13 protein-coding genes are annotated in these 19539 nt (G+C 41.1%); 9 read left to right on the forward strand and 4 right to left on the reverse strand.

Translation table 11 applies throughout. The features are described from left to right. The first annotated feature begins 321 nt into the window (after positions 1-321). Positions 322-1650 carry an adenylosuccinate synthase gene (locus EZY12_02315; GenBank protein QSX68560.1) on the forward strand — a complete coding sequence of 443 codons (1329 nt, stop codon included), beginning with the start codon at positions 322-324 and terminating at the stop codon, positions 1648-1650. 49 nt (positions 1651-1699) lie between these two features. Here EZY12_02315 and EZY12_02320 read toward each other — a convergent pair whose 3' ends face one another. After that, the gene (locus EZY12_02320) at positions 1700-1840 is read right to left on the reverse strand and encodes a hypothetical protein (protein ID QSX68561.1); all 141 of its coding nucleotides are present in this window, start codon (positions 1838-1840) and stop codon (positions 1700-1702) included. Between the two features lie 12 nt (positions 1841-1852). Between EZY12_02320 and rplY the strand changes: the two genes are divergently transcribed. The 6 genes from rplY (at position 1853) to EZY12_02350 (ending at position 8819) form a co-directional block, all read left to right on the forward strand. Beyond that, positions 1853-2152 carry a 50S ribosomal protein L25 gene (gene rplY / locus EZY12_02325; protein ID QSX68562.1) on the forward strand — a complete coding sequence of 100 codons (300 nt, stop codon included), beginning with the start codon at positions 1853-1855 and terminating at the stop codon, positions 2150-2152. Positions 2153-2275: 123 nt separating this feature from the next. After that, on the forward strand, positions 2276-3814 hold the full coding sequence (locus EZY12_02330; protein QSX68563.1) for an AAA family ATPase: 1539 nt from the start codon (positions 2276-2278) through the stop codon (positions 3812-3814). A 321-nt stretch (positions 3815-4135) separates the two neighbouring features. Next, entirely contained in the window at positions 4136-4645 is a 510-nt protein-coding gene (locus EZY12_02335; protein ID QSX68564.1) for a hypothetical protein, read from the forward strand. Positions 4646-4669: 24 nt separating this feature from the next. Further along, positions 4670-5461 carry a YdcF family protein gene (locus EZY12_02340; GenBank protein QSX68565.1) on the forward strand — a complete coding sequence of 264 codons (792 nt, stop codon included), beginning with the start codon at positions 4670-4672 and terminating at the stop codon, positions 5459-5461. A gap of 669 nt (positions 5462-6130) precedes the next feature. Continuing rightward, positions 6131-7426, forward strand: coding sequence for a histidinol dehydrogenase (gene hisD / locus EZY12_02345; GenBank protein ID QSX68566.1), 1296 nt, complete (start codon positions 6131-6133; stop codon positions 7424-7426). A 223-nt stretch (positions 7427-7649) separates the two neighbouring features. Beyond that, positions 7650-8819, forward strand: a complete 1170-nt coding sequence (locus EZY12_02350; GenBank protein QSX68567.1) for a homocysteine biosynthesis protein — start codon at positions 7650-7652, stop codon at positions 8817-8819. A gap of 151 nt (positions 8820-8970) precedes the next feature. On the opposite strand, the gene EZY12_02355 is transcribed toward EZY12_02350, so the two are convergent. Continuing rightward, positions 8971-9972, reverse strand: a complete 1002-nt coding sequence (locus EZY12_02355) for a hypothetical protein (protein ID QSX68568.1) — start codon at positions 9970-9972, stop codon at positions 8971-8973. A gap of 392 nt (positions 9973-10364) precedes the next feature. Between EZY12_02355 and EZY12_02360 the strand changes: the two genes are divergently transcribed. Then, the gene (locus EZY12_02360; protein QSX68569.1) at positions 10365-11258 is read left to right on the forward strand and encodes a Tfp pilus assembly protein PilF; all 894 of its coding nucleotides are present in this window, start codon (positions 10365-10367) and stop codon (positions 11256-11258) included. A 1824-nt stretch (positions 11259-13082) separates the two neighbouring features. On the opposite strand, the gene EZY12_02365 is transcribed toward EZY12_02360, so the two are convergent. Beyond that, on the reverse strand, positions 13083-16547 hold the full coding sequence (locus EZY12_02365; GenBank protein ID QSX68570.1) for a DUF4347 domain-containing protein: 3465 nt from the start codon (positions 16545-16547) through the stop codon (positions 13083-13085). A 746-nt stretch (positions 16548-17293) separates the two neighbouring features. Then, positions 17294-17911, reverse strand: a complete 618-nt coding sequence (locus EZY12_02370) for a TMEM165/GDT1 family protein (protein QSX68571.1) — start codon at positions 17909-17911, stop codon at positions 17294-17296. Between the two features lie 579 nt (positions 17912-18490). On the opposite strand from EZY12_02370, the gene arsM reads away from it, so the two are divergent. Further along, positions 18491-19459, forward strand: a complete 969-nt coding sequence (arsM, locus tag EZY12_02375; protein ID QSX68572.1) for an arsenosugar biosynthesis arsenite methyltransferase ArsM — start codon at positions 18491-18493, stop codon at positions 19457-19459. The last annotated feature ends 80 nt before the right edge of the window (positions 19460-19539 follow it).

Here is a 19539-nt window from a genome sequence, read left to right on the forward strand (position 1 = left end):
TGGCAATAAAACAAACTACAAACTGAGTATTTTGTGGATAAAATCCTCCTTGTCTACTATCCTTCCTCGTCATCAGTTGGTCTTGCCTTTACAGAGAATATTAAAAACCTACACCTGTCAGATTTGGATCCCCCCAGCTTATGCAGCTTAAATGCTGATTAGCTTAGTCAATTCTGAAAGAATTAAAAGTTAGCGGTCAAAGTCATTCGCTATGTTATTTTTATCACTTGTAATTATTCACCATTTTTAATTTCTTGACAAGGACAAAGAAATCTGCTAATAATTGTAATTTGTGGAAACTTTACCCTTTAATATAATCTCTTGGCTAACGTCATTGTCATAGGTGCCCAGTGGGGCGATGAAGGAAAAGGTAAAATAACTGACTTACTCAGCGGCTCGGCAGACGTGGTTGTCCGTTACCAAGGGGGAGTTAACGCTGGGCATACAATCGTAGTCCAAGGTCAGACGTTTAAGCTGCACTTAATCCCTTCTGGTATTTTGTATCCAAATACCGAGTGTATCATCGGCTGTGGAACAGTGATAGATCCACAGGTTTTAATCAAAGAACTCGATCAACTAGAACAATTAAATATTTCCACGGCTAATCTATTGATATCTCAGACGGCTCATGTTACCATGCCTTATCATCGCATGATTGACAAAGCATCAGAGGAAGTCCGGGGAAATCATAAAATCGGCACAACAGGTAGAGGTATTGGTCCTACCTACGCGGATAAATCGGAACGTACAGGTATCAGGATGTTAGACCTGATGGACACCGATGGACTTCGTGAGCAATTAGAGCGGACGATAAACTATAAAAATACCATTTTAGAAAAGCTGTATAATCTGCCACCCCTAAATCCGCAAGATGTGATTGAGGAATATTTAGGTTATGCAGAACGCTTGCGTCCTTTTGTCGTTGATACATCGTTGAAAATTTACGATGCAGTTTTGCGACGACGGAATATTTTGTTTGAAGGCGCACAAGGGACATTACTTGACCTAGATCACGGAACTTATCCCTATGTCACATCCTCTAACCCAGTTGCTGGTGGGGCTTGCGTTGGGAGTGGACTAGGCCCAACAATGATAGACCGGGTAATTGGAGTATCCAAAGCCTATACTACAAGAGTCGGAGAAGGTCCATTCCCCACGGAATTAGATGACGAAATTGGGGAATTGTTGGGCGATCGCGGTGCGGAATTTGGCACAACAACAGGGCGGAAACGTCGCTGTGGTTGGTTTGATGCGGTTATAGGTCGTTATGCAGTCCGCATTAACGGTATGGATTGTATGGCACTTACCAAACTTGATGTTCTCGATGAACTAGAGGAAATCAAGGTTTGTATCGCTTATGACATTGATGGTGAACGTTGCGATCACTTCCCCACTAGCGCTCGTTTGTTCGCTCGTTGTCGTCCCATCTACAAAACTGTACCAGGATGGAAAGTTTCAACAAGTCACTGTCGTACCCTGGAAGAGTTACCACAGCCAGCTCTAGACTATCTAAAATTCTTAGCAGAATTGATGGAAGTTCCGATAGCGATTGTTTCCCTGGGAGCAAGTCGTGATCAAACCATCATTGTAGAAGACCCTATTCACGGTCCCAAACGCGCACTGTTGCACCCCAATGGTATACCTGTTTAGTTATTAGTTATTAGTCATTAGTTATTAGTCATTAGTCATTAGTTATTAGTCATTGATAAAATAACTGACAACTGACAACTGACGACTGACAACTGACAACTGACAACTGACAACTGACAACTAACAACTGACAACTAACAACTAACAACTGACAACTAACAATTGACAACTGACAACTAACAACTAACAACTAACAACTTATATGGCAATTACACTCGAATCTAAAACACGCCCAGAAGGTAGCAAACCCAGAGCTTTGCGCCGTTCTGGCTTAATTCCCGCCAATTTGTATGGTCACAAAGGGATTGAAACAATTTGTCTAGTTCTTGACGCTAAAGTTGTAGAACGCTTGCTCAAACAAGTTACTGCTAATAAAACCGAAATTGAACTCAGCATTCCTGAATTAGAATGGACTGGTACAACCGTACTTCGTGAAATTCAGATTCATCCAGCCAAAGGCACACCTTATCACCTAAGTTTTTTTGCTGGCACTAAAGGCTAGAATTCAGGTAATAATAACTAAGAGAACCAGGGTTAGCCCTGGTTTTTTTGTTGAGAAATTACCTATAGTAGGGAACAGGGAATAGAAGCAACAATTTTCCCAATTACCAATTACCAATTACCAATGACAGACACAAATCTTCCCACTTTCATTACACAAATGTTACAGCCAGGATTTTATCCTCATTCCGTAACAGAACCAATTCAACTGATTCAAACTCATATTTCTTATGTCCTCTTAACAGGGGATTATGCTTATAAGCTAAAAAAACCGGCCAACTTTGGTTTCTTAGACTTTTCCACCCTAGAAAAACGACAACATTTTTGTCAGGAAGAGTTGCGCTTAAATCAAAGGGGTGCAGGTGAATTATATTTGGAAGTTGTCCCTTTAACTTTAGTCGGTGAACAATACCATTTAAGCGGAACAGGAGAGGCTGTAGAATATGCAGTCAAGATGCGACAATTTCCCCAATCATCACTTTTTAGTGAACTTTTTGCCAGTGGAAAATTAGAAGAAAGTCACTTGGAAGAATTGGGACGAGTGGTGGCGCAATACCATGCTCAAGCCCAGACAAATGATTATATTCGCAGTTTTGGGGAAGTCTCACAAGTCCGATTAGCAATTGATGAGAATTATCAGCAAGCTCAAAACTATATTGGTGGACCTCAGACAAAAGAGCAGTTTGAGGAAACAAAACAATATACAGATAACTTCTTTGTTCAATATCCAGAACTATTTAAAAGCAGAATTGACGGTAACTATATTTGCGAATGTCACGGCGATTTACACCTCAGAAATATTGCTCTTTGGCATAACAAAATCATGCTATTTGATTGCATAGAATTTAATGAGCCTTTTCGCTTCGTTGATGTTATGTATGATGTGGCTTTTACAGTTATGGATATTGAAGCCAGAGGACGTAAAGATTTAGGAAATGCTTTTTTAAATGCCTATGTAGAGCAAACTGGAGATTGGGAAGGTTTACAGGTATTACCTTTATATCTAAGCCGTCAAGCTTATGTAAGAGCCAAGGTAAATTCCTTTTTGTTAGATGATCCTAATATCCCCGCTACGGTAAAGGAAGAGTCAGCAAAAACAGCTTCTGCATATTATCGTCAAGCTTGGGAATATACTAAACCTCAACAGGGAAAACTGATTTTGATGTCGGGGTTATCTGGTGCTGGTAAAAGTACCACAGCGAAACATTTAGCACGGAAACTAAATGCAGTTCATCTCCGTTCTGATGCTGTGCGTAAGCATTTAGCAGGAATTCCTCTATTAGAAAGAGGTGGAGATGAAATATATACACCAGAAATGACTGAAAAAACCTATAGCCGATTGTTGGCATTAGGAATTATACTGGCTAATCAAGGTTGGTCAGTGATTTTAGATGCCAAATATGACCGTCAGGATTTACGAGCAGAAGCTATTTCTCAAGCTACAAAGCATCAATTACCTGTGCATATTATCAATTGCACTGCACCGTTAGAAGTCTTAAAAGAACGACTGCTTAACCGGACTGGTGATATTGCTGATGCAACTGCTGATTTATTAACATCCCAAATCAATCAATCTGAACCATTTACAGATCAAGAACAACCTTATATAACAGTTGTGGATACAACTCAACCACTAGAAGCACAATTATCAGGATTGATTTAATTTTTGCCTATAGGAATCATCAATGATGATTTAAGTATGTAGGGTAGGCATTGCCCACCCTACGTAACATTTCCACTATCAAATATTACTTCTATAGTAACAATACCTTAGCCAAATCAAAAAATTCGTTGATTCGTAGGTTAGGTTGGGTCACGTGAACGTTCGCGGAGCAATGGGACCAAACCCAACAAATACGTCGGGTTTCTCTTCGCTCAACCCGACCTACACAAAAATGGCTAAGGTATTGTAGTAAGTTAGGGTTTAGCAATACACTGAATTTTTAGAGGCTGTTTTAATTCTAAATTCTAAATTCTTACTGTTATGGCACCAAAAAACAATCTGCTAGGCAATATTTTCTCTTCTTCACCTAATTTCTTTTCTCAATTATTATTTGGGTTATTTATATTCATTATCTCCAGAACTGCTCAAGCTTCAGTTCCTTTAAGTCTATTTATAGCCATTATGGGGGGTGTCAGTTTGGGGTGGTTCACAGCCGCAAATGATAATAACCCTGAACCTAGCACAGTAGCCTCTAACGAGGGCATTGATGCTGGATTAAAATATTGGTTATTTTTTATGATGGGGTGTCTTTTTTTAGGTTATTCAGCACCTATGAGCATTGTGTTTGGCGCTATTGCTGGAGTTGGTGGTGGCTGGATTATTGGTTGGTGGCGTAGTGAGGAAGCATTACAAACACAATTATCTGAGGATATTGTAGTAGAAGATATAGAACAACCTAGTGAAAGAAGTGCTAAAAGACGTAAAAGAAAACCTACCAAACGTTTCCGTCGCATATCTACAACTTTCAATTTTCGATTTTGGGAAAAGTAATTAACAGTTGATAATTGACTAATTATGTTTCTATACCTATCAAAATTACTCCCATTATTTTTCTACCCTTTGGGTTTGATAAGTGTTTGTTTAATTGTGGCTTTAGTGACTTTGCGAAAACGTCCCCGCATGGCCACAATTGCCATTTCTCTATCTTTAGCTGTCTTACTGCTTTCTAGTAATGCTTGGGTGGCAAAATACATGATCCGTAGCCTAGAATGGCAAAATATCCCTGGGACTCAAATTCCTAATGCAGAAGCTATTGTTGTCTTAGGTGGTGCAACTAAATCAGCAACTTGGCCACGTCCGACGGTAGATTTAAGTGAAGCAGGCGATCGCGTTATTTATGCTGCTCAACTCTATTTTCAGAAAAAAGCCCCTATAATTATCCTTAGTGGTGGTCGCATAGATTGGCGCGGAAGTGGTTCTCCAGAATCAGCAGATATGGCCACTATTCTCACATCTATTGGTGTGCCAGCAGCAGCAATTATTCAAGAACCTGATTCTCTCAATACCTATCAAAACGCTGTCAATGTCCATAAAATACTTGAAGCTCGTGGTATTAAAAAAGTATTATTAATCACTTCAGCAATACATACGCCGCGATCTTTGAAGATTTTCAAACGTCAAGGGATTGATGTCATCCCCACACCGACAGATTTCCTGGTTAGTCAGGGTGAACTTGAAGAACTTACCAATACTCCTAAAGCTGCCATTCTTAATTTACTACCTGATACTAACAATTTAAACCAATTCACAAGTGCATTAAAAGAATATTTTGGTACTTTTATTTATAGCCTCCGGGGTTGGTTATAAAGGTGGGAATATTAAGTTGGATTATTAAAGAGAATAGACAACTAGCGATCGCAAATCTAATTTTGGCAACAATTCACTTTTACCTACAATACCTTAGCCATTTTTGTATAGGTCGGGTTGAGCGAAGAGAAACCCATAAAATACAAATTTATTTATCTTTATCTGCGTTTATCTGCGTTTATTTGCGTTTATCTACGTTTAATTCTGGAGAATTACCTGGAATAGGGAAAATAAGTTAAAATGAGTTATGGACCAAAAAATAAAACAAAACGATAGCTAAACCCTACAAATTCAGGTACACAAAGAGGGAATTAAATTTCTAGCCTGGTCTGAGTTTTATAAAGTAGTATCAAAAAAAATTCAGGTTAAGCTAGAGAAGAGAATCGTGCGATTCAGGTTCATACCCTACCAGGTAAAAAGCCCAAATGGTTCTTATCAAACAGAATTCAGGAGTCACAGAGTCAGAATTCAGTTGGGTATTCTGTGCGAGTGGCGGATGAATAACCGGCGTTTTTGCACCCCCACCAAATCGCAGATTTGGTGGTCTTTAATCAGTTGCAGGTCTGAATCTTCGACTGATTGATTCTGACTCGGTGGCTACTGACTCGGTGACTCGGTGACTCCTTCTGCAACTAAGATTATTGTAAAATTTGGTATTATCATTACTCCATGCTGCGAATTATTACTCAGCAGGCAGACGTTAGATCAGAAATTCAACGGATCTGCGATCGCACCCAAGATGATCAGGTAATTCACAAAGAAGCAACAGTGCGCGAAGTGTTGCAAGCGGTGAAGCGTCAAGGTGATAAAGCTGTATTACATTATACAGAAGAATTTGATCACCAAAGTCTCAAAGCAGACGAACTCAAGGTAACAGGATCAGAACTGGATGCAGCCTACCAACAGGTTTCTAAGGATTTGCTTCAGTCTATTCGTCTCGCTTGCCAAAAAATAGAAGCTTTTCACCGTCAACGAGTTCCCAAAAGCTGGGTACATTTTGACAATGATGAAGTAGTATTAGGCAAACGCTATACTCCCGTAGACCGCGCGGGTTTATATATACCAGGTGGTCGGGCTTGTTATCCCAGTACAGTATTAATGAACGCCATTCCCGCCAAAGTGGCAGGTGTCCCCCGTGTAGTCATGGTGACACCCGTCAGAAGTGGGAAAATGGTCAATCCGGCGGTTTTGGTAGCCGCCCAAGAAGCCGGAGTTCAGGAAATTTACCGCATTGGTGGCGCTCAAGCGATCGCTGCTTTAGCCTATGGTACAGAAACAATTCCCAAAGTCAATATCATTACTGGACCTGGTAATATTTATGTCACCTTGGCCAAAAAATTAGTTTACGGAACTGTGGGGATTGATTCTTTAGCTGGTCCTAGCGAAGTACTGGTAATTGCTGATGAAACAGCCAATCCTGTGTATGTAGCGGCTGATTTATTAGCTCAAGCAGAACATGACCCCATGGCCGCAGCGATTTTGCTGACAACAGATGCTAATTTAGCCAAACAAGTGCAAATAGAAGTAGAAAGACAATTGGTAGATCATCCCCGGCGGATAGATACAGAAAAAGCGATCGCCCATTATGGTTTAATCGTGGTGGTGGACTCCCTCGAAGCCGCAGCCGAACTTTCTAACGAGTTTGCACCCGAACACCTAGAATTGGAAGTTGCCGATCCTTGGGCTTTAATTAATCATATTCGCCATGCTGGGGCAATCTTCCTAGGAAGTTCCACACCAGAAGCCGTAGGAGACTATTTAGCAGGGCCTAACCATACCTTACCTACTTCCGGTGCAGCCCGTTATGCTTCAGCTTTAGGGGTAGAAACATTTTTAAAACACTCAAGTATTATTCAATACTCACAAACTGCTTTGGAAAAAGTGGCATCTGCCATTGATATCTTAGCAACTACAGAGGGTTTACCTTCTCATGCTGATTCCGTTAAACTCAGAGTAAAGGATTGACAATCTTAGATTTACTGGGCTTGATGCTTACCAAGTTGTTTTGTAAATAAGTCTTTAAAAATGACTCCTCCGTGGTCATGTAGGCTATCGTCAACTCCCCCAGGGTAACGATAGTCTCTTACAGAATATTGTGCTGAGGACGTAAAAGCGCTGCTAAATACTGTTTTTGTAGCATAAGAAATAGCATGACTAACGCCATGCTTCGCTATCAGATGAGTTAAAAATGCGAACAATTGCGGAGATTAATGAGAAAATCAGCCAGAAACGGGCGGTAGTTTGGACTGCTGAAGAGTTAAAAGCGCGAGTTGCGGAAATTGGTGTTAGTAAAGCTGCCAAAGAAGTAGATGTAATTACCACTGGCACATTTGAACCAATGGAATCAAGTGGTGCAATTATTAACTTAGGACATACTGACCCACCGATTAAAATTCGCCGTTGCTGGTTGGATGGAGTTCCTGCTTATGCTGGTTTTGGGGCGGTAGATTTATATTTGGGTGCTAGTTGTCCAGTTGACTCCGTAGATGGGGAAGACGTGCGAGAACGGGGTGGTGGTCATGTGATTGAGGAATTAATTGCCGGGAAATCTATCCAAGTCCGCGCTGTTGGCCAAGTTACCGATTGCTACCCTAGAGCCACATTTGAAACCACTATCACCCGTGACACTATCAATCAGTTTTATTTATTTAATCCGCGCAATCTTTATCAAAATTTTATTGTCGGTGTGAATGGAGGCGATCGCCCACTACATACCTATTTAGGACCATTGCAGCCACGCTTAGGGAATGCGGTTTATTCTAACCCTGGTTCGCTTTCACCCCTACTGAATGACCCTGATTTACAACTTGTGGGGATTGGGACAAAGATTTTTTTAGCTGGGGGTATTGGTTATGTAGCTTGGGAAGGGACACAACATTTTCCCTTACAAAAGCGGTTAGAAAATCGCACACCTATTGGACCATCGGCAACTTTAGCTTTAATTGGTGATGCTAAACAAATGGATGCCCGATGGATCCGAGGCTGTTATTTTAAAAGCTATGGACCATCCTTGATGATGGGTGTAGGTGTGCCATTGCCAGTATTAAATGCTGGTGTGGTAGCACACTGTGCTGTCCAAGATAAAGACCTAGTAGCGCCAATAGTAGATTTTTCTATTCCTCGTCGTGTCCGTCCTACCTTCGGTTTAGTGAGTTACGCCCAACTTAAATCTGGACGCATCACTATCGAAGGCAGAACGGTACGAGTAGCATCCTTAGCTAGTTTATTTCTATCCCGAAAAGTAGCTCAGGAATTGAAACAATGGATTACAGAAGGGATATTCACCCTCACTGAACCAGTAGCCCCAATTCCCATGGAACGTTCTTTTTTACCCCAAGACCGTTGGACGGAGTTTTAGAATTCAGGAGTCAGGAGTCAGGAGTCAGGAGTCAGGAGTCAGGAGTCAGGAGTCAGGAGTCAGGAGTCAGGAGTCAGAAGAGCAATGACTAATGACTAATGACTAATAACTAATAACTAATGACTAATAACTAATGACTAATGACTAATGACTAATTTCCAGTTGCTTTTGGCTTGATAACTGGCTTAGGAGTGGGGGTTTTGGGGATGGGTTTGGTGATGACAGTTGAATCACCCCCTGTCTTTTTAATGGGACGTGGGGCTTCTCCATTGCGTCTGGGAAGGAATGGTTTTCTGTCACCACCACCACCGGCACCACGAGGCGCTCCTTTGAAGGGTGGTTTGCGTTTTTTGGGTAAATCGGCGATCGCTTCGGCATTAACTACTACTAATGCGTCATCTTCCCGTTTAACATTGAAGTCCCAGAATTTACCCACAGCTTTTGTGGTTAATATTCCCTTGAGTTTCAACTTAAAATATTTAGCTTTATCAGTAGGTTTACGGGGAGCTTGTTTGATTTTCACCACCAAACTCCTTTCGTCAAAAGACTGGTAAACTACCTCACCACGCACAGAAAAGCCACCATCAGGGACTGCTGAGGAGGGTTTCGGGTGAATAGCTAACGCCACACTACCACTATCAGAAACTACTGTGGAATCTGGGTTGTCTTCATCTAGGTCATATTTTGCTAGATTTTCAGGTTCCCAAACGCCGACAATTTGCAGGTGCAATGCGTCGTTTTCTTGTCTAGTGCGGGGATAAACTACCCATAGATGTTCTTTTTCTAGGTCTAAGTGATTTTTGACTAAACTCATAATCCGACCTAAGAGGACGGCATTAAGTTCAACCCCATCTTTTGTGATTAGTGTTCCTTGGGTGAACTGTTCATCACTGGCATGGTAACATCCCCGAATTAACCCAATAGCTCGGTATTGAGTCGGTTCGCTCGGAGGTGGAATTGGTTGTTCTCGATTAGCAAAATGCCCATTAGATTCAGGCTTGCTAGAGTCAGTAGAGTGAGTGAGAGAATTTTCCAGTTTAGAGGATTGGTCTGCTAATGTATTAGCATTAACAGCGGGTTCAATCTCTTTTATGCCTTGGTTAGAGGCTGTGAAATTTGCAGATTCAGAAGACGGCATCAGGTCGGAATTCATAAAAACTCCTTGCGGCACAAGACATACCCCATGGTGGGATTTAATAAAGACAAAGGAAAAGAGCAACTAGGTAGCTGAATAAAAGGATATTTCCTTTTAATCTGGCCACTCGTTTGATGCTCTGTACAAAAATGAAGACGCTAAATCTGACATTTACACACTAAATGCGTAATTTAGCGTCTTTAATCCAGTTATGGCATTTGCCACGCTTCGCTATCGGAAGCATAGCATAGCGATAATTCTGACGGATCTTCCTAAAGTCATCACTTACTTTAGCAGGATAGATATTTATTTGTTATAAAATTCACAGACAAATGACCGTATTCCGCAAAGTTTTGGAAATTTTTAACTTTGCAATTAATTTCATTACCTTTTAGGAGCAAAATAATATTGTGTCTGAATCGCGTAATCGCTGGATAGTCCGAGTAGTGTTAGCTTTTGCTGTTGTGGCTTTTGTAGGGGTTTCTATTATACCCATCCTGACAGCGATTAATAAACCAGAATCATCTCCACAAAATCAGCCCGCTGGTGATAATAAATTACCTTCATCTGCACAAAAGTCAAAACTGGAAGATCAAGTTCGGGGTTATGAATTAGTTTTACAAAAAGATGCAGAAAATCAAACTGCACTCAAGGGGCTTTTGCAAGCGCGTCTGGAGTTGTTAAGTCAAAAAAGCCAAGGGGAAGTTAAACCAGCGGATATTCAAGCCATAATTGAACCTTTGGAAAAACTTGCTAAACTCAATCCCCAAAAGTCAGAATATGGGGTTTTACTGGCACAAGCTAAACAACAAATTGGCGATAAGGAGGGGGCTGCTCAAACTTACCGGACTATTTTAACTACAAAACCTGGTGATTTAAAAGCTTTACAGGGGATGGTGAATTTGCAATTAAGCGAAAAGCGTCCAGAAGCAGCTATTGGCTTATTACAAGAAAGTCTAGCTGCTGCTACCCAGGCTAATACTATTCAGCCAGGAAGTGTGGATGTAGTCGCTGTCCAAGTGCTTTTGGGTAGTGTCTACGCTTTAACGAAAAACGATACTCAAGCTATTTATGCTTATGATCAAGCGATCAAGAAAGATGCTCAAGATTTTCGTCCCGTTTTAGCAAAGGCAATGCTGTTTAAGCAACAGGGGAAGGTTGATGAAGCAAAACCTTTATTTGATAGTGCCATAGCTTTAGCACCGGCTAAGTATAAGGACGAAATCAATAAAGCCGCAGCAGTTTCTCAGCCTACTCCTATATCTTCGCCTACCGAATCATCTACACCTTCACCTACTCCGTAAGAGGTTGTTTCTACTCAAACCGACGTAGGGTGGGTTAGCGCAGCGTAACCCACCATTATCCCCTAAATTTATGGTGAGTTAGGACAGTAATCCGTAACCCACCCTACCCGAGTATTTTTGGGTAATTTGTTTTTTGTTGTCTAAGAGGATGTTTGAAAAGTATCAGAATTAATCGAGATCCCCCCAACCCCCCTTAAAAAGCTACAGTGTACACACAAGTCTTCTAGAGTTGCCCCACAACGTTTAGATCCCCCCAACCCCCCTTAAAAAGGGGGGCTAAATTCTTCAAAGTCCCCCTTTTTAAGGGGGATTTAGGGGGATCGGATCACGTTTAGCATCCTGTCTAGAGATGTGTGTACACCGTAGCCTTAAAAAGGGGGGCTAAATTCTTCAAAGTCCCCCTTTTTAAGGGGGATTTAGGGGGATCGGATCACGTTTAGCATCCTGTCTAGAGATGTGTGTACACCGTAGCCTTAAAAAGGGGGGCTAAATTCTTCAAAGTCCCCCTTTTTAAGGGGGATTTAGGGGGATCGGATCACGTTTAGCATCCTGTCTAGAGATGTGTGTACACCGTAGCCTTAAAAAGGGGGGCTAAATTCTTCAAAGTCCCCCTTTTTAAGGGGGATTTAGGGGGATCGGATCACGTTTAGCATCCTGTCTAGAGATGTGTGTACACCGTAGCCTTAAAAAGGGGGGCTAAATTTTTCAAAGTCCCCCTTTTTAAGGGGGATTTAGGGGGATCGGATCACGTTTAGCATCCTGTCTAGAGATGTGTGTACACCGTAGCCTTAAAAAGGGGGGCTAAATTCTTCAAAGTCCCCCTTTTTAAGGGGGATTTAGGGGGATCGGATCACGTTTAGCATCCTGTCTAGAGATGTGTGTACACCGTAGCCTTAAAAAGGGGGGCTAAATTCTTCAAAGTCCCCCTTTTTAAGGGGGATTTAGGGGGATCGGATCACGTTTAGCATCCTGTCTAGAGATGTGTGTACACCGTAGCCTTAAAAAGGGGGGCTAAATTCCTCAAAGTCCCCCTTTTTAAGGGGGATTTAGGGGGATCGGATCACGTTTAGCATCCTGTCTAGAGATGTGTGTACACCGTAGCCTTAAAAAGGGGGGCTAAATTCCTCAAAGTCCCCCTTTTTAAGGGGGATTTAGGGGGATCGGATCACGTTTAGCATCCTGTCTAGAGATGTGTGTACACCGTAGCCTTAAAAAGGGGGGCTAAATTCCTCAAAGTCCCCCTTTTTAAGGGGGATTTAGGGGGATCGGATCACGTTTAGCATCCTGTCTAGAGATGTGTGTACACCGTAGCCTTAAAAAGGGGGGCTAAATTCCTCAAAGTCCCCCTTTTTAAGGGGGATTTAGGGGGATCGGATCACGTTTAGCATCCTGTCTAGAGATGTGTGTACACCGTAGCCTTAAAAAGGGGGGCTAAATTCCTCAAAGTCCCCCTTTTTAAGGGGGATTTAGGGGGATCTGCGGGTGTTAGATACCACACGAAAAAGTTTTCAAACAACCTCTAAGCGACAGCGCAACCAAAGCCAAAAATCAAGGCTTTTTTCAATTTGAGAACTCCACAAAAAAAATGAACTGCTTGCAGCAGCGCTTCGCTATCCAATGGTATCTTGCCCGTCCTTGTATTATTAGGAATGTGAATTAAATAAAGTGCAAAAGTAGGGTGTGTTAGCGACAGCGTAACGCACCATTTCAGGTTAAGTCAGAATTGCAGGTTATTAAATTTGCGTTCCTTGACGGGCAAGATGCCCGCACTACAAGAAATTTTGGAATATTTTTTAAATTGGAAGTCTCTTTGGAGATGTCTATTTAATTGAATAGGAAAGCACCACCAAAGAGGTTGATATTCGCATTGGCGCTGGTAAATCCTGATGTCCCTGATAAGGTAACTAATAACTGACCGTTACCAAAACCAGTATTACCACCAATACCATCACCAATGCGTATTTCCGTATTTGCACCCAATTTCCTAACATCAAAATTGGCAATACCTGTAAAGTTCAGTTTATCACCACCGACACCGCGCACAAATTGATAAACTGTATCTGTACCATCACCAAGAACGTAATTAACGTTATCGACAACATTATCGTTGAAACCCAAATACAGGCTATCATTACCCAAACCACCAATTAAAGTATCTGAACCTGCATTACCAGTGAGGGTATCATTTCCTAAACCACCTGTAAGAACGTTATTACCAGTATTACCTGTAATGCTGTTATTGAGGTCATTACCTATGCCATTAATCGCAGTTGTTCCTTGTAAAGTCAGGTTTTCTAGGTTGGTGGTGAGGGTGTAAGTTACACTGCTGAAAACAATATCAGTTCCTTCATTCAGATTTTCTGTAATGCTATCTGCTGTATTATCCACATAGTAGGAATCATTACCAGCGCCACCAATGAGGGTATCATTTCCTAAACCACCAGTGAGAACGTTATTACCAGTATTACCTGTAATGATATTATTCAGGTTATTGCCTGTACCGTTAATAGCGGTTGTTCCTTGTAAAGTCAGGTTTTCGATATTGGTGGTGAGGGTGTAAGTTACACTGCTGAAAACGATATCAGTTCCTTCATTAGCATTTTCTGTAATGCTATCTGCTGTATTGTCCACATAATAGGAGTCATTACCAGCGCCACCAATTAAAGTATCAGCACCCGTACCACCTGTGAGAACGTTATCGGCTGCGTTACCTGTAATGATATTATTCAGGTTATTACCTGTACCATTAATAGCGGTTGTTCCCTGTAACGTTAGGTTTTCGGTGTAGGTTGTTAGAGTGTAAGTTATAGTGCTGTAAACGCTATCTATTCCTTGTCCTACTAATTCTGTAATGATATTTGCTGTACTGTCAACATAGTAGGAATCGTTACCAACACCACCAATGAGGGTATCATTTCCTAAACCACCAATGAGGGTATCATTTCCTAAACCACCATCAAGAGTGTTATTACCAGTGTTACCTGTAATGATATTATTCAGATTATTACCTGTACCATTAATAGCGGTTGTTCCGGTTAAAGTCAGGTTTTCTAAGTGGTTTTTTAATGTCCAGGTGATAGAAGATTCAACGGTATCTATTCCATCATTTAAACCTTCAGCAATGATATCACCAATATCGTCTACGACAAAGGTATCATTTCCTTTACCACCGATTAAAAAGTCTATACCTGTTCCCCCGTTCAAGTAGTCATTACCGTTTCCACCGGTTAAATCATCGTTTCCTGTACCACCTTTAACCCAATCATTACCAGTAGTACCGTTAAAGCTGATAGTACCTGTAAAGCCACTTAAATCAAAGCGTTCAAATCCGAATACTGTTGTCCCAGGAATATCTAATTGATTGGTGGTGTTACTGGTATCTATGGAGATAAGATCATTAACTGTCCCTCCGCTGATAATTAAGGTGTCTGTGCCATTACCACCTTTGATGGTGTCGTTTTGTTGTAAATTGCCCCATGTGCTGGTGATGGTGTCGTCTCCATAGTCAGCATCTATGATATCTTGTTGGGCTGTGGTGGTGAAGCTTTCGTTATCGTTAAGATCAGTTACACTGATGTTTAATTGTTTCTCAAAAAATAACCCCCCTTGGTCTGTTGTCCTGAGTCGAACGCTATAACTGTTTTTGGTTTCGTAGTCAAATATAGCGTTGGTTTTGAGTTGATTATTGGTAATGGTGAAGAAACTATTATCTGTTGCACCGTTCCCAGTGACTAAACTATAGGTAAAGGAGTTTGCTGTATCTGGGTCTGTGGTGGTGAGATTACCAATTACTGTACCACTAACTTGGTTTTCGGCAATTGTGCTGGTGGAGAGTGTGAGGTTGGTGGGTGCTTTGTTAGTAAACTCACTCACGTCAATGATTTGTAGTCCTGAATCAGAATCAGCAACATAAGCGTAGTTACCGACTACTTGCACACCATAAGCATAGCCAGAAGTATCATAATTGCCCTTGAGGGTGGGGGTAGTGGGGTTGCTTATGTCTATTATTTGTAGTCCTCCATCATACCCATCACCTACATAAGCATAGTTACCGACTACTTGCACACCATAAGCATTGCCAGAAGTATCATAATTGCCCTTGAGGGTGGGGGTAGTGGGGTTGCTTATGTCTATTATTTGTAGTCCTGAATCAGAATCAGCTACGTAAGCGTAGTTACCGACTACTTGCACACCTAAAGCAGCACCAGATGTATTATAATTGCCCTTGAGGGTGGGGGTAGTGGGGTTACTTATGTCTATTATTTGTAGTCCTGAATAATAATCAGCTACGTAAGCGTAGTTACCGACTACTTGCACACCATAAGCATAGCCAGAAGTATCATAATTGCCCTTAAGGGTGGGGGTTGTGGGATTGCTTATATCAATGATTTGTAGTCCTGAATCAGAATCAGCTACGTAAGCATAGTTACCGACTACTTGCACACCATAAGCATAGCCAGAAGTAGCATAATTGCCCTTGAAGGTGGGGTTAGTGGGGTTGCTTATGTCTATTATTTGTAGTCCTGATTCACTATAAGCTACGTAAGCATAGTTACCGACTACTTGCACACCATAAGCAGGGTCAAAATTGTAAGATGTATCATAATTGCCCTTGAGGGTGGGGGTTGTGGGGTTGCTTATATCAATGATTTGTAGTCCTGACCAATAATCAGCTACGTAAGCATAGTTACCGACTACTTGCACACCATAAGCATTGCCAGAAGTATTATAATTGCCCACTAATGTGGGTGCAAATACTCCCTGGTAGGTGTTGAGGGTGTCTGCAACAATATCTGACAAATGTAGAGACGTTCCATGGAAGGTCTCTGTAACGGGAATATTCACCTCTAATTCCCAATTTCCCCCTAATGCTGCATTACCGGTTTTTGTTGTGGAGGCGCTAATGGTTGCGGTTGTAATTTGATGTAATTTGTGAATAAATTCTTCCCCAGCATCCCCGGCGGCGACGTTACAGCCATATAGTAAAATATTCTGACGTTGCCAGTGTTGTAACTGTTGGGTGTAATTGTGAATATTGGTTAAGTTTAATTGACTATTTCCTAAATACAAGCATCCAGGAGAACCGTGGGAAAGGATGTGAATGGTGGTAATGTGGGGATGTTGTTGTAAAACTTGGCTAATTTGCTCAATCCCGTCTTGATTTGGGGAAAGAATCACCGTTTCTACACCCTCTACAACTCCTGCTTGGAGGGTCTGATAGTCAGAAAGGGAAGAATCAATAAAAACAATAGTTGTCGCGGTTTGACGCAGGGAAGAGTTGTTGAACATATTTTTTTCCTTTGTACTTGCTAACTAAGCTTTTATACCCGCCCGGAACTGAAGTTCCGGTCTAATAGCTAAAGTGCGTTAAAACGCACTGTGATGACATCGAAATCAGAAATTATCCTATTTCTCGAACAAATACCGCCAAAATAGTCGGTTAAAACCGACTTGAGCTATTAGACAGGGAATTTATTCCCTGGCTCAAGTCTCTGATGACATCGAAATCAGAAATTATCCTATTTCTCGAATAAATACCGCCAAAATAGTCGGTTTTAACCGACTTGAGCGTTTAGACAGGGAATTTATTCCCTGGCTTGAAGGTACTTGACACTGTTGAGCAGTGCTAAACCTCTACAAAATCTTATCCAAACAGGGTTAATCTGTGTATAATAATAAAAGATTTTTTTTCTAAACAAAACCGTAATTTTTATCTAATAAATGTTTTTTTTGTGACGTATACCTAGAGTCACGCGAGTGACATAACTAAAATGAAAGTTAAATAATTCATAAGTATAAGCTGTTACGCAGCTAAATTTAATATTTTCTAGCTTAGAGTCCTTGCAGTAAGGCTTTTGGGTAAAAAAGTGAACAGCCAAAGAGGGTGTTTGAAAAGTATTAAATAAAACCAATAATTTCCAAAAACCTAACCCCCCTGCCCCCCTTCCCTACGTTAGCGCAGCGTGCCGAAGGCTGGGAAGGGGGGTTTCAAAGCCTCTCTCCGCTTCGGGGAGAGGTTTACAAGAGGGGTTAATTTATTTTCCTTCTATGGCTGCGACTATCCCAAAGATGATAAACAGAAAGCCACCTACAAAGGTAATTTGCCGTTCGGATATCCTACCTGCTATTAATCTACCACCAATGACGGCGATCGCCGCACAAATAGAATGTCCTAATATTGCTCCCAGTGTCACACCAATGGGGTTATTTCCGGCTGCTAGGGCAATCGTGGCTATTTGTGTGCGATCGCCCCATTCTGCTATAAATGTTAATACGAAGGATTTCAGTAAAATTGACCAAACTGTTTTTTGCTGGGAATTATCTAAATCTGCTTTTTCTACTGCCTCTTGTGCCTCTTCTACTACTTCTTCAGTAGCGGATACAGCCATTTTATTGGCATCATAAATTAACTTTAAACCAAAGGCAATAAACAAAACTATTTCCGCATAATGAATATAACTTTTTGGTAATAAAGATACTACCTGTCCAAACATTACAGATAAAATAGTCATAGCCGCTAAAGCAGCTACCACACCAGTAAATACCAAGCGCCGTGGGTGGTGCATGGACAAAATTACAGCAATAAAAAAGGTTTTATCACCTAGTTCGGAAATGGTAATTAGTAATAAACCTGCGGTAAAAGCTGTTAACATTCTCTCAAACTCCTAAAGGATTTTTTTCCCGGTGTGGAGTATCAATGAGAGTCATCACAACTTCACTGAACTCCACACGTTTAAATGTGTAGTCAGTGAAGGTCTCGCTTTCAAATACTTTATTTATTCGCTATCTAAACCAGGCTCATCACCAGTATGTTGACTTAGATATACTGAACAGAAAATATTGATTTACTGCCAGCAGCTACTCCCCTTCTATATAGTTATGTATAATACTCTTTCTGGGGGGAGAAGTCAAGTCTTAGTAATAAAAAAATGAACCACGTTCGCGGAGCGTCCCGAAGGGATAGACACGAAGGACACGAAGAAAGAAGATTTTAAGAGAAATTTTGCGATCTAAAAATTACAATAACTTTAATATAATCGGTTCTTACGTTGTTTTTATGCAGAATTAATACTAAGATGCCAGTATTCGGCGATTAGAAATCGCTACTACACAAACGAAGTCCACCTTCGTGGACTAATCATTAAGTGTTTCAAACCCACGTAGGTGGGTTTTGTCTGTGTAGCCGCGATTTCTAATCGCTTGGGTTTATTATTAATTCCTAATTTGCGATTATGACCTATTTAGAAACCGCAGCCAAATTTTACAGCCAAGTTGCTCAAACACCAGAAATAGGATTGTGCTGTGTTCAAAGTACGCCTTTACAATTACCAGGGTTGAAAATTCCTTTAGCTATGCAGGAGATGAACTATGGTTGTGGAACTACAGTACATCACAATGAACTCACTAATGAACCTACAGTTTTATATGTTGGTGTTGGCGGTGGCTTAGAAGCTTTGCAATTTGCTTATTTTTCTCGTCGTCCTGGTGCAGTAATTGCTGTTGAACCAGTGGAAGCCATGCGAGAAGCTGCAACGCGTAATTTGCAAATTGCAGCAAAAGAAAACCCTTGGTTTGATCCTAGTTTTGTGGAAATTCGTCCGGGAGACGCTTTTAATTTACCTATTGCTGATGCTTCAGTTGATATAGTCGCGCAAAATTGCCTGTTCAATATTTTTGAACCGACAGATTTAACTCTGGCTTTAAAAGAAGCATATCGGGTATTGAAACCAGGTGGACGTTTGCAGATGAGTGACCCAATTGCTACGAGTCCTGTTCCTGGACATTTACAACAAAATGAACATTTACGCGCCCTTTGTTTGTCCGGTGCTATTACATATCAAGAATATACTCAACTGATTATTAATGCTGGTTTTGGACAAATTGAAATTCGCGCTCGTCGTCCTTATCGCTTATTAGATAAACATACTTATAAACTCACAGAAAATCTGCTTTTAGAAAGTCTAGATTCTGTGGCTTTTAAAGTAGAAATTCCCGCAGATGGTGCTTGTATTTTTACTGGTAAAACCGCGATTTATGCAGGTAAGAAAGAATTTTTTGATGATCAAGCTGGACATATTTTGCAACGTGGTATTCCTGCGGCAGTTTGTGATAAGACTGCCAAAAATTTAGCAATTGCCAATCCTGAAGAAATCATAATTACTGATTCCACATGGTATTATGATGGTGGAGGCTGTTGTTAATTTTATATAGTTATAGCTTGCGTGACAATGCAAGAATCATCCGCCACGCTACGCTATTAACAAGTCCTAATTAGGGCTTA

This window comes from Dolichospermum sp. DET69, assembly GCA_017355425.1.
Taxonomy (GTDB): Bacteria; Cyanobacteriota; Cyanobacteriia; order Cyanobacteriales; family Nostocaceae; genus Dolichospermum.